We start from the raw sequence: 11958 nt of genomic DNA on the forward strand, positions 1-11958 counted from the left end.
ACCACATGGCGGAACGCACTTCCGACTTCGTCAAGGAAGCACGACAAAGCGTCGCCGAAAAGACCTCCGATCTGGTCGTGACCGCCATGGGCTTCATCGGCGTTCCCTACCGCCGCGGCGGCAACAGTGCCGAGACCGGCTTCGACTGCAGCGGCTTCGTCCGCGCCATCTACTCCGAAACCCTGGGCAAGGTCCTGCCGCGCCGCGCTGACCAGCAGGCACAGGCCACGGAAAAAATCGACAAGAACGAACTCAAGCCCGGTGATCTGGTGTTCTTCAACACCATGCGCCGCACCTTCAGCCATGTCGGCATCTATGTCGGCGACGGCAACTTCATCCATGCACCGCGCACCGGTGCGCAGGTTCGCGTGGAAAGCATGCAAAGCGCGTACTGGGCTCGCCGCTTCGATGGAGCCCGCCGCGTGCAGGACGCCGACGGCCTGGGCCTTGACGCCAGCAAGGCCGCTCTGGCCCTGCAGATGCAGGCAAGCCAGCTGCAGTGATCGCAGCGTCTTTTGCGCCAATCCACAAACGCCTGCACATGCAGGCGTTTTGTTTTTCAGGGCCCTGCTCTGGCTTCGTCCCAGGTTGAGATGCTGTCCGACAGGGCCACCCGGTGCCGGGCCCTAGAGTCGCGGCATGGAAGCTTCAGTTCGGAGAAAAGCATGATGTCCTTGATTGGTACCCTCATCGTTGGCCTGGTCGTTGGCTTGCTGGCGCGGGCACTCAAACCCGGCGATGACAGCCTTGGCTGGATCATGACCATCCTGCTCGGCGTGGCAGGATCGTTTCTTGCCAGCTACGTCGGTGTCGCCATGGGCTGGTACGAGGCCGGGCAACCCGCCGGCTGGATCGCCTCCATCGTGGGCGCCGTCGTCATCCTCTTCATCTACAGTCTGGTGCGCAGCAAGAGCGCACGCTGACCACCCTGCGCGCCAGCCGCATCCGCCGGCTGGCGCATTTTCCTGATCGACATCTGCCCCGTCTTCACTGGCACGCATGATCTTTCGCACATCGGACAAAACCCCTCCCCCTCCACCACCGCGCCAAGATGTGGCGCAAGCGGCCGAGAGCGCGCGCAAGTTGCTGCACCGGCGTGCACTGGTCGGCGCAGCAGCCAGCAGCCTGCCCATTCCGGGCCTGGACTGGCTGGTGGATGCGGCCCTGCTGGCGCGGCTGCTGCCACGCATCAACCGCGAATTCGGCCTCACGCCCGAACAGTTGGACAAGCTGGAACCCGGCAAGCGCGAGCAGGTGCAAAAGGCCGTGGCCATGGTGGGCTCGGTGCTGATCGGCAAGCTGATCACGCGCGACATGGTGGTGCGCCTGGCGCGCGCGGCCGGCATGCGCATGACGGCCACGCAGGCCGCCAAGTACGTGCCGCTGGCAGGCCAGGCCGCAGCGGCAGCGCTGGGCTATGCCACGCTGCGCTATCTGGGCGAGCGCCATATCCAGGACTGCATTCGTGTGGTCGAGCACGCAGAACTCGACATTCCCTCGCGGCTGGATCGCACGGCGCGCAAGGTCGAGCAGACAGGTCAGCAATTGGAAAAGGCCAACAAGGCCGACAAGGTTGGCAAGGCCGACAGGACAGACAAGGACGGGCGCGAGGCCGAGCCCACCCCCGAGCCTTCCGGCAAGCGCTCGCGCTTCTGGCGCCAGCCCGATCGCGGCCCCTGGGGCCGCTCCCAGTAGACGGCTATCAGCCCAGGTCCGACGCCTGGTGGCGCTCGGGCACCTGGGTGGCTTCATCTCCCCAGGTACGATTCACGCGGCGGCCGCGCAGCACGGCCGGCCTTTGGGCAATTTCCATGGCCCAGCGCATGACATGCGTGTATTCATGGGCTGACAGGAACTCGGCCGCGCCATACACCTCGTTGAGCACCAGAGCCCCATACCAGGGCCAGATGGCGATATCGGCAATGCTGTAGTTCGCCCCTGCAATGAACGGGTGCAGGGCCAGCTGGCGATCAAGCACATCGAGCTGACGCTTGGTCTCCATGGTGAAGCGGTTGATGGGGTACTCGAACTTCTCGGGCGCATAGGCATAGAAATGCCCGAAACCGCCGCCAAGGTAAGGTGCCGACCCCATCTGCCAGAACAGCCAGTTCAGCGTCTCGGTGCGCGCAGCGGGCTCGGCAGGCAGCAGCGCACCAAACTTCTCGGCCAGGTACAGCAGGATGGAGCCTGACTCGAACACGCGCACCGGCGGCTCGACGCTGCGGTCCACCAGCGCCGGGATCTTGGAATTGGGATTGACCTCGACAAAGCCGCTGGAGAACTGGTCGCCTTCGCCGATGCGGATCAGCCACGCGTCGTACTCCGCGCCGGCATGGCCCAGCGCCAGCAGCTCCTCCAGCATGATGGTGACCTTCACGCCGTTGGGCGTGGCCAGCGAATACAGCTGCAGCGGCTGCTGCCCCACCGGCAATGCCTTGTCATGGGTGGGACCGGCGACCGGGCGGTTGATGTTGGCAAAGGTGCCGCCCGAAGGCGCTGGCTGCCATACGGCAGGCGGGACATAGGTGGAGCTGTCGGTCATGCAGGGTTCCTGTGGTTCGCGGGCTGGGGAGAGGTGCCCGGCTGAAGGCGATTGTCCCGTCACCGGCGCGCTCTTGCCGGCGTGCACGGAACGCCGCCACGGCGCCCGGGGATTTGCCACAATCGCGGCATGACTGCCGCCCCCACCTCCGCCCGCCAGTTCTGGCTCATGAAGAACGAGCCCGACGAATTCTCCATAGACCACGCGCTGGCCGCGCCGCAGGCCACCATCGCCTGGGACGGTGTGCGCAACTACCAGGCGCGCAACTTCATACGCGATGCCATGCAGGTGGGCGATGGGGTGCTGTATTGGCACTCCAGTTGCGCCGAGCCCGGCATCTACGGCATCGCCCGCATTGCAGGCAACCTGCGCGTCGATGCCTCGCAGTTCGACCCGCGCAGTCCCTACTACGACCCCAAGTCCTCGCCCGACAAGCCACGCTGGCTCACGCTGGACGTGCAGGCGCTGCGCAAGACACGCACGCTGCAGATCGCCGAGCTGCGCGAGCATCCCGAGCTTGCCGACATGCGTGTACTGCAAAAGGGCAACCGCCTGTCGATCACGCCGGTCACGCCCGAGGAATGGGCCTTCATCGAAGGCCTGCTCCAACCCGCCTGACCTGCCGACCCGCCCCGCCCCGCCGCGGGCTGCTTTCTTACAAGCAAGAAGCTTCTCTCCTGCACGCCGGACATGCACCGGCCGCTATGCTTTTGGGCATTTGCGAACCTGGATTTCGCATGCTGGAGGGAGAATCTTCGTGCGTTGGCGAAAAGCAAAAGCAAAAACACCCCCTGGAACTCCCAAGAGCGGCATGGCCGCTGCGCCCGGTCGCCTGCGTCTGGCGCTGCGCGACGCCATCGCCGCCTCCCTGGGTGCGATGCTGGCCTGGGAGCTGTCCCACTATCTGCTCGGCCACCCCAAACCCGTCTTTGCCGCCGTCACCGCCCTGGTCTGCCTGGCGCCCGGCCTGCCCAGCCACCTCAAGCAGACCTGGGGCCTGGTGCTGGGCTGCGCCATCGGCATCATCGTCGGCGAACTGGCCTGGCTGCTGCCCGACACCATTCCGCTGCTGCGGCTGAGTCTGGCCTCGCTGGTCGCCCTGTCTCTGGCCGCCATGCTCGGGCAGCCGCCGGTCGTCCCGATACAGGCGGGCGTCTCCGTCGTGCTGGTGCTGAGCATGGGGCCGAGCGCCGCGGGCGAGACGCGGCTGGTTGACGTACTGGTGGGCGCCGGTGTCGGCCTGATGTTCAGCCAGGTGATCTTCACGGCCAATCCGCTGCGCGCCGTGTCGCGCTCGGCAAGCGCCTTGCTGGGCCAGCTGGCCGAGGGGCTGGAAGCCACCCTGCGCGCCACCGCCACCCACGACACGCCCGATGCCACCGTCGCGCTGGGCCAGCTCACGCGCAGCAGCGATGCGCTGAGCGCACTGCGCGCAGCCATGGTGGAGGCGCAAAGCGCCAGCCGCTGGTCCCTGCGCGGCCGCCTGGGTGGCGCGGGGCTGCAGACCATCACCGGGCGCTATGACCGCCACGCCGTGCGCCTGTATGCCAGCGCACTGCTGCTGGGCGAAAGCCTGGTGCGCGGCATGTCGCATGACAGTGGCCTCATGCCGCGCGCCATCGTGCTGCACTGTGAATGGCTGGTCGATGCCTGCCGCCAGCTGTCCGCCAACGGCAACGTGGTGGCCCTGCAGCCCGATGACGCCCTGGCCGAACTGGCCGCCTCCGCTCCCCAGGCACCCGCCCAGCCGGTACCCCAGGCCTGGCTGCCCGCGCTGGACCATGCGCAGCAGATGGAAGAGGCCCTGAAGGCGTTGATAGGCTCGCGCGACGCGTGATTCAGACTGCAGCGCGCCCGCGCGGCGCTGCATCCGCACCGCTGATGCGCCCGATCGCGCCGGCCAGCCACCAGCCGATGGCGCACATGGCCGCCGTCACCACCCAGGTCCACTGCCATCCGCCCGCCTGCACGGCCACGGCCGCCACCAGAGGCGGGCCTGCAAACTGCCCCACGCTGGACCATTGCTGCATGAAACCCACCGTGGTCGATACCGTGGACTCATCGGGGGCCAGCCGCACCGCCATGGAAAACAGCGTGCCCGGAATCAGCCCGCCCGCCGCCGAAAACAACACCACCGCCACAAAGCGCAGCCACAACGGCGCCAGCGGTTGCCCCTGCCATTGCAGATAGGCCAGCAGCGCACACGCCGCCATGCAGCCAAAGCCCAGGCGCAAGGCGCGCGTGGCGCTCCAGCCGCCTTGGAGCAAACGGCCCGAGGCCACGTTGCCCACCATGTTGGCCAGCGCCACCACGGCCGTCAGCGTCCCCGACAATGCGGCGCCCAGGCCCGCCTCGGCGTAGACCGTGGGGAGAAAGCCGATGACGGCCATCCACTGCCCTGAATACACGGCAAAGGCCACAGCCACGCACCAGGGTCCGGGGCTGCGCAGGGTCAACGCCAGGCGAGGACGCCAGCCACCGCCCGCCACCGACGCGCCAAGGGGCACCGGCCTGTCTGCCGGCACGCCACACCAGACGGCGACCCATGCGAGTGCCGAGATCAGCCCCAACAGCAACCACCATGCGGGCCAGGATGCCCAGGCCATCACCCACGGCCCCAGCAGCAAGCCGATGGCACTGCCCAGCGGCATATAGGTGCCCCACCAGCCCATGCGCGCGCTCAGATCGCTTGGCGCCACGCAGCGCCGGATCAGACCCGGCCCCGGCATGGCCACCAGCAAAAAGCCCAACCCCTCCACGGCACGCAAGGCCAGCAGCGCTGCAAACCCCGTAGCGGTGGCGCCCAGGGCGCTGGCACCCGCCATCAGCAGCAGGCCTGCCAGCATGCTGCGCCGCAGCCCCCAGCGGTCTGCACCCAGACCCACCACCAGGCCCAGCACCATGCCGGCCACCTGCACGGTGGAAAGCAGAAAGCCGGCCTGCAGCAGGGACAGGCCCAATTGCTGCTGCAGCACGGGCACAGCCGGCGGCAGCTTGCCTACATGCAGAGCCGCGCTGACGCCGGCCGCCACGACGATCCATGAGGGATGCACCCCCTGCTTCGTTGTTTTCACTGGATGCTGTCTCCCGGGGGCGCATGCCATGCGCCCTGTCGCTGATGTGTGAAGTATCGAAAGCATAGGCCAAGCGGCGCCTGCAAACAGCACTCTTCTTACCCGCCGACCCGTCTGTATGGAGGCACACTGAAGGCTTGGATCAACTCCCGAGGCCTTGCGCATGCGCTCATCACTAGATTTCAGCTCCTGGTCTTCGCTGCTGTCCACGGTGTTGGGCCTGCTGCTGGTCACCTGCCTGATGATGGGCATTCGCCTGCTGTTCATGCAGACCGTGCAAAAGCGGCGCGAGCGTGAGAACCGCCAGATCAATGAACGCCTGAAGTCGCTTATCGCCGCCTACAAGACGCTGGGCGGCTCTTTCACGGGCACGCTGCATGTGAATCCCCTGCACCTGCGCGATCTGCGCAGGCCCGCCGCCGACGACGCCGATGCCGCTGCACCACCGGCTTTTGGCAGCGAGCGCCAACGGCGCATTCGCGATGCGGTCGAAGCCGCGCTGTCCGATGTCATCTTGCTCGGGACGCAAGACCAGGTGCGCATGGCCGCCCAAGCGGCCCAGGACATGGTGGCAGGCCAGCCTGTCGAGACTGCGGCACTCGTCACTTCGCTGCGCGCCTTCATCCGCGAAGCGCTGGATCTGGAGCCGATCCCCGACAGCCTGCGCGTTCCCAACCAGGGCCCCACGCGTCCGGGCGGGGCGCGCAAAGGTGGCGCGGAATCCGGCGCTTCAAGCAAGGGCGGTGGCGGCGGCGCAGGAATGGGCGCCGCAGGCATGGGCGGCCTGGGCATGGGAGCAGGCCTTGGCGTCGGCGTTCACCATGGAGACGATGGCACGCCCCCACCATGAACCCCTGCCGTACCGGGTCGAACCGCAAGCCACTGGGACGCCGGCCCGCTTGCCGGGCAAACCTGACACTCGCCAGAAACAGCCAAGCCTGCGAGGTACCAGATGGCACCTCGCAGGCCTCGCATGCCGGGCAGCAGCCGCCTGCTTGCCCGTCCTCCCCCACCAATTCCTGTCAGACCATCACCACGTCACAGCCGCAGCTTGGCCGTTGCCAGCAGCAAACCAAACCCAACCAACATGCCGCCAAAGGCCCTGTCTATCCAATGCCGCACGGCCAGCAGCCGCGCACGCACCCGCTGGGCAGAAAAGCACAGCGCCACAATGCAGAACCACGCCACATGGGCCAGCGAGATGAATCCGCCATATGCCAGCTGCGTGGCCAGCGGCGTGTCCTGTCCCACGATCTGCAGGAACAGGCTGACCACGAACACCGTGGTCTTGGGATTGAGCGCATTCGTCAGAAAGCCCGTGCGCAGTGCCGCCATGTCGGAGAGCGCGGCCACGGGCTGACTGGGCAAATCGCCCTCCGGGCGGCTGCGCAGCATGGTCACGCCCAGATAGATCAGATAGGCTGCACCCAGCAGCTTGACCACGTCGAACAACCAGGTGGACTGCTGCATGAGCAGTCCGACCCCGAGCAAGGTATAGCCGACATGGACCAGCACCCCCAGGCCAATGCCCAGCGCCGTGAGCAGGCCCGCGCGGCGCGAGCGCAGCAGGCTGTTGCGTGTGACCATGGCGAAATCCGCCCCTGGGCTGATGACGGCCAGCAAGGTAATGGTGACTACAGCTATCCATTCGGTCATCGGTTATCCATTCGATTCAATGCAACGCGCCGGATAGTATTGGCCTTCCATGAAAATTCATAACGATGTTTTCTGACACAGTTGGTGAACTCAACTCACATACCCCGAGCAAGCGACTGCCGTCGCTGCAGGCCTTGCGTTGCTTCGAAGCGGCCGCCCGGCGGGAGAACTTCAGCAAGGCGGCAGAAGAGTTGCACCTGACCCATGGCGCCATCAGCCGGGCCGTGCGCCTGCTGGAGGACGATCTGGGCGTGACCCTGTTTGACCGCCGCAGTCGCCGCGTCTTCCTGACCGAGGCGGGCCGCCACCTGGCCCAGGCCGTGCACGAAGGCCTGGAGCGCATGCGCCAGGCCACGCAGGAGTTGCGCTCGCGCGCGCAGCAGGCGCGCCGCTGGGTGCTGTCCTGCGAGCCCACCTTGCTCATGCGCTGGCTGATCCCGCGCTGGCCGCAGTTCCAGGAACAACACCCGGAGTTGCAGCTGCACCTGATGGCGGGCGGCGGGCCTTTCTCTTTCGCGGACGGCATCGATCTGGCCATACGACGCGATGACTTCTCTCCGCCAGCGGGCTGTCATGCGGAGACCCTGTTTGCCGAGCGCATAGGCCCGGTCTGCCGGCCCGAGCGGCTGGCGCAGTGGTGCACGCGCTCCGACGAGGGGCATGCCACCGGGCTGCGCCCGGAGGCACCCTTGCTGCAAAGCCGCACCCGCCCCGGGGCCTGGTCCACCTGGGCAGAGCACAGCGGCCAGCCGCCGCCGTCGGGATCCCAGCTGCAGTTCGACCATTTCTATTTCAGCCTGCAGGCCGCCGTGGCAGGCATGGGACTGGCCATCGGACCCTGGCAACTGGTGCGCGACGACATCGCCAACGGCGTGCTGGCAGCGCCCATGGGCTTTGTCGAGGACGGTTCGCGCTACTGCCTGCTGTCCCCCGCTCCGCCCACGCCAGATGGCGTGCACGACCAATTGCTGCAGTGGCTGCGCGCCCAGGCCTGAACAGGTCTGCCACCTTTGCCGTGCCTGTGTCTGGACCGGTGTCTGGGCTGATGCCTGTGTCCTTATCTGCGTCTCACAAAGCAGAAAGGCAGCCGAAGCTGCCTTTCTGTTCTTGCCAGGCCTGAACGCCCGGCCTTGCGCTTACTTGCGCTGCGGCGGCAGGTCCGTGCAGGAGCCGTGCGCCACCTCGGCCGCCATGCCCAGGCTTTCGCCCAGCGTGGGGTGGGGATGGATGGTCTTGCCGATATCCACGGCGTCGGCACCCATTTCGATGGCCAGCGCAATCTCGCCGATCATGTCGCCCGCGTGTGTGCCGACGATGCCGCCACCCAGGATGCGGCCATGGCCGTGCGCCTCGGGGCTGTCATCGAACAGCAGCTTGGTGACGCCTTCGTCGCGACCATTGGCAATGGCGCGGCCCGAAGCCGTCCAGGGAAACACACCCTTTTTGACCTTGATGCCCTGGGCCTTGGCCTGGTCCTCGGTCAGACCCACCCACGCCACTTCCGGGTCGGTGTAGGCCACGCTGGGGATCACGCGGGCATTGAAGGCGCTGGCAGCCAGCTCCTTGTTGCCCTGCAGTTCACCGGCGATGACTTCGGCGGCCACATGGGCCTCGTGCACAGCCTTGTGCGCCAGCATGGGCTGGCCCACCACGTCGCCGATGGCGAAGATGTGGGGCACATTGGTGCGCATCTGGATATCGACTTCGATGAAACCGCGGTCCGTGACGGCCACGCCGGCCTTCTCGGCAGCGATCTTCTTGCCGTTGGGTGTGCGGCCCACGGCCTGCAGCACCAGGTCGTAGACCTGGGGCTCGGGCACGGTGATGCCGTCCTTGGCAGGCGCAAAGCTGACCTTGATGCCTTCGGGCGTGGCTTCGGCACCCACGGTCTTGGTGTTGACCATGATGTTGTCGAAGCGCGGCGCGTTCATCTTCTGCCAGACCTTGACCAGGTCGCGGTCGGCGCCCTGCATGAGGCCGTCCATCATCTCCACCACGTCCAGGCGTGCGCCCAGCGTGGAGTAGACGGTGCCCATTTCCAGGCCGATGATGCCGCCGCCCAGGATCAGCATGCGTTTGGGCACGCTGGCCAGGTCCAGCGCACCGGTGGAGTCCACCACGCGCGGGTCCTTGGGCATGAAGGGCAGGTGCACGGCCTGGCTGCCGGCGGCAATGATGGCGCGCTTGAACTGCACGATCTTCTTGCTGCCGGTCTTTTCCTGGCCATCGCCCGTGGTCTCTTCCACTTCCAGGTGGTTGGCGCCGACGAAATTGCCGTAGCCGCGCACCACGGTGACCTTGCGCATCTTGGCCATCTGGCCCAGGCCGCCGGTCAGCTTGCCGATGACTTTGTCCTTGTGCCCGCGCAGCTGGTCGATGTTGACCTCGGGCGCACCAAACTTGACGCCGGCCACCTCCAGGTGCTTGACCTCGTCCACCACGGCGGCCACGTGCAGCAGCGCCTTGGACGGGATGCAGCCCACGTTCAGGCAGACGCCGCCCAGGCTCTTGTAGCGCTCGACGATGACCACATTCAGGCCCAGATCGGCCGCACGGAAGGCTGCCGAGTAGCCGCCAGGACCGCCGCCGAGCACGACCACGTCGCAGTCGTAATCGGCCGCGCCACCGGCATAGCTGGCTGCGGCCGGAGCGGGAGCCGATGCTGCGGGCGCTGCAGCGGCAGGCGCCGGAGCCGCCGCTGCAGGGGCCGGTGCTGCCGCCTGGGGTGCGGCGGCCGCTTCGCCAGCGGCCTCCAGCGTCAGGATCAGGCCGCCTTCGGCGATCTTGTCGCCGATCTTGACCTTGAGTTCCTTGACCACGCCGGCATGGCTGGAGGGGATCTCCATGGAGGCCTTGTCGGACTCCACGGTGATCAGGGACTGGTCCTTGGCGACGGTGTCACCGGGCTGGACCAGCAGTTCGATCACGCCCACTTCGGCGAAGTCGCCGATGTCGGGCACCTTGATGTCGATGATTGCCATGTGTCGGGCCTCCGTTTACAGCAGGATGCGGCGGTAGTCCGCCAGCACTTGGCCCAGGAAGGCATTGAAGCGCGCGGCCGAGGCACCGTCGATGACACGGTGGTCATAGGACAGCGACAGCGGCAGCGTCAGGCGCGGCACGAATTGCTTGCCATCCCACACCGGCTTCATCTGGCCCTTGGACAGGCCGAGGATGGCCACTTCAGGGGCGTTGATGATGGGAGTGAAGTTCGTGCCACCGATGCCGCCCAGCGACGAGATCGAGAAGCAGCCACCCTGCATGTCGGCAGCGCCCAGCTTGCCGTCGCGGGCCTTCTTGGCCAGCTCGCCCATTTCCTGGCTGATCTGCAGGATGCCCTTCTTGTCGGCATCGCGCAGCACGGGGACCACCAGGCCGTTGGGCGTGTCGGCCGCAAAGCCGACGTGGAAGTACTGCTTGTAGACCAGGGTGTCGCCGTCCAGCGAGGCATTGAACTCGGGGAACTTCTTGAGGGCCGCAACCACCGCCTTGATCACGAAGGCCAGCATGGTCACCTTGACGCCGCTCTTCTCGTTCTCCTTGTTGGTGGAGACACGGAAGGCTTCCAGGTCGGTGATGTCGGCCTCGTCATTGTTGGTGACGTGCGGGATCATGACCCAGTTGCGCGACAGGTTGGCGCCGCTGATCTTCTTGATGCGCGACAGGTCCTTGCGCTCGACCGGGCCGAACTTGGCGAAGTCCACCTTGGGCCAAGGCAGCAGGTCCAGACCTGCGCCGCCGCCGGAGCCACCCTTGGGAGCGGTCGCGGCCTGGGCCTTGGTCTGCACGGCGCCCGCCATGACGGACTTGGTGAAAGCCTGGATGTCGTCGGCCGTGATGCGGCCCTTGTTGCCCGAGCCCTTGACCTCGTCCAGCGGCACACCCAGCTCGCGGGCGAACTTGCGTACCGAGGGCGACGCGTGGGGCAGCTTGCCCGTGGGCGCCACGGTGGGGTTGTGCGCAGGTGCAGCGGCGGGAGCCGATGCTGCAGCGGCAGCCACCGGAGCTGCAGCGGCCGGTGCAGGGGCTGCTGCAGCAGGTGCCGGGGCCGCAGCCTGGGCTGCAGGCGCGGCAGCGCCCTGCACGCTCATCTGGCCGACCACGTCGCCCACGTTGACCGTGTCACCGATCTTGAGCGTCAGCGCCGTGATGGTGCCGGCCGCTGGCGACGGGATTTCCATCGAGGCCTTGTCGGACTCGACGGTGAACAGCGATTGCTCGGCCGTCACGGTGTCACCGACCTTGACCAGCATCTCGATCACGGCCACGTCCTTGAAGTCGCCAATGTCGGGAATCTTGATGTCGATCTGCGTGGCGGCGCCCGAGGCCGCAGGCGCGGCAGCGGGAGCAGCGGCCGGTGCAGGCGCAGCCACCGGGGCCGGGGCTGCAGCGGCGGGGGCCGGTGCGGCGGCTGCAGGTGCCGGGGCAGCGGCTTCCGCCGACTCGACCACGGCAATGATGCTGCCCTGCTTGACCTTGTCGCCCATGTTGACGCGCAGCTCCTTGAGCACGCCAGCGTGGCTGGAGGGGATCTCCATGGAGGCCTTGTCGGACTCCACGGTGATCAGCGATTGCTCGGCCTTGATCTGATCGCCGGCCTTGACCAGCACTTCGATCACAGCAACTTCGTCGAAATCACCGATATCGGGGACTTGAATTTCTACCAATGCCATATGTGTCTCCCGT

12 protein-coding genes are annotated in these 11958 nt (G+C 66.8%); 7 read left to right on the plus strand and 5 right to left on the minus strand.

Annotated features, from left to right (window positions below):
- Positions 1 to 5: 5 nt before the first annotated feature.
- From A4F85_RS01245 to A4F85_RS01255, 3 genes are all read left to right on the plus strand, one after another.
- The gene (locus A4F85_RS01245; protein WP_082848115.1) at positions 6 to 503 is read left to right on the plus strand and encodes a C40 family peptidase; all 498 of its coding nucleotides are present in this window, start codon (positions 6 to 8) and stop codon (positions 501 to 503) included.
- 162 nt (positions 504 to 665) lie between these two features.
- Positions 666 to 923, plus strand: a complete 258-nt coding sequence (locus A4F85_RS01250; protein WP_063325921.1) for a GlsB/YeaQ/YmgE family stress response membrane protein — start codon at positions 666 to 668, stop codon at positions 921 to 923.
- Positions 924 to 999: 76 nt separating this feature from the next.
- The gene (locus A4F85_RS01255; RefSeq protein ID WP_063325410.1) at positions 1000 to 1695 is read left to right on the plus strand and encodes a hypothetical protein; all 696 of its coding nucleotides are present in this window, start codon (positions 1000 to 1002) and stop codon (positions 1693 to 1695) included.
- Positions 1696 to 1702: 7 nt separating this feature from the next.
- Here the strand turns inward: A4F85_RS01255 and yghU are convergent, their stop codons facing one another.
- Positions 1703 to 2542 (minus strand): glutathione-dependent disulfide-bond oxidoreductase, encoded by an 840-nt coding sequence (yghU, locus tag A4F85_RS01260; protein ID WP_063325411.1) that lies wholly within the window; start codon positions 2540 to 2542, stop codon positions 1703 to 1705.
- A 129-nt stretch (positions 2543 to 2671) separates the two neighbouring features.
- On the opposite strand from yghU, the gene A4F85_RS01265 reads away from it, so the two are divergent.
- On the plus strand, positions 2672 to 3160 hold the full coding sequence (locus A4F85_RS01265; RefSeq protein ID WP_063325412.1) for an EVE domain-containing protein: 489 nt from the start codon (positions 2672 to 2674) through the stop codon (positions 3158 to 3160).
- Between the two features lie 193 nt (positions 3161 to 3353).
- Positions 3354 to 4379, plus strand: a complete 1026-nt coding sequence (locus tag A4F85_RS01270) for an FUSC family protein (protein WP_013802229.1) — start codon at positions 3354 to 3356, stop codon at positions 4377 to 4379.
- 1 nt (position 4380) lies between these two features.
- Here the strand turns inward: A4F85_RS01270 and A4F85_RS01275 are convergent, their stop codons facing one another.
- On the minus strand, positions 4381 to 5646 hold the full coding sequence (locus A4F85_RS01275) for an MFS transporter (protein WP_197485435.1): 1266 nt from the start codon (positions 5644 to 5646) through the stop codon (positions 4381 to 4383).
- A 133-nt stretch (positions 5647 to 5779) separates the two neighbouring features.
- On the opposite strand from A4F85_RS01275, the gene A4F85_RS01280 reads away from it, so the two are divergent.
- Positions 5780 to 6466, plus strand: a complete 687-nt coding sequence (locus A4F85_RS01280) for a hypothetical protein (protein WP_063325414.1) — start codon at positions 5780 to 5782, stop codon at positions 6464 to 6466.
- Between the two features lie 188 nt (positions 6467 to 6654).
- Here A4F85_RS01280 and A4F85_RS01285 read toward each other — a convergent pair whose 3' ends face one another.
- Positions 6655 to 7272: a LysE family translocator gene (locus A4F85_RS01285; RefSeq protein ID WP_013802226.1), complete on the minus strand. Its 618-nt coding sequence runs from the start codon at positions 7270 to 7272 to the stop codon at positions 6655 to 6657.
- Positions 7273 to 7337: 65 nt separating this feature from the next.
- On the opposite strand from A4F85_RS01285, the gene A4F85_RS01290 reads away from it, so the two are divergent.
- Entirely contained in the window at positions 7338 to 8267 is a 930-nt protein-coding gene (locus A4F85_RS01290; protein WP_063325415.1) for a LysR family transcriptional regulator, read from the plus strand.
- A 141-nt stretch (positions 8268 to 8408) separates the two neighbouring features.
- Here A4F85_RS01290 and lpdA read toward each other — a convergent pair whose 3' ends face one another.
- Positions 8409 to 10253 (minus strand): dihydrolipoyl dehydrogenase, encoded by a 1845-nt coding sequence (lpdA, locus tag A4F85_RS01295; RefSeq protein ID WP_034394189.1) that lies wholly within the window; start codon positions 10251 to 10253, stop codon positions 8409 to 8411.
- Positions 10254 to 10268: 15 nt separating this feature from the next.
- Entirely contained in the window at positions 10269 to 11945 is a 1677-nt protein-coding gene (aceF, locus tag A4F85_RS01300; RefSeq protein WP_063325416.1) for a dihydrolipoyllysine-residue acetyltransferase, read from the minus strand.
- Positions 11946 to 11958: the final 13 nt, after the last annotated feature.

Source organism: Delftia sp. GW456-R20, assembly GCF_001622915.1.
Taxonomy (GTDB): Bacteria; Pseudomonadota; Gammaproteobacteria; order Burkholderiales; family Burkholderiaceae_C; genus Comamonas; species Comamonas acidovorans.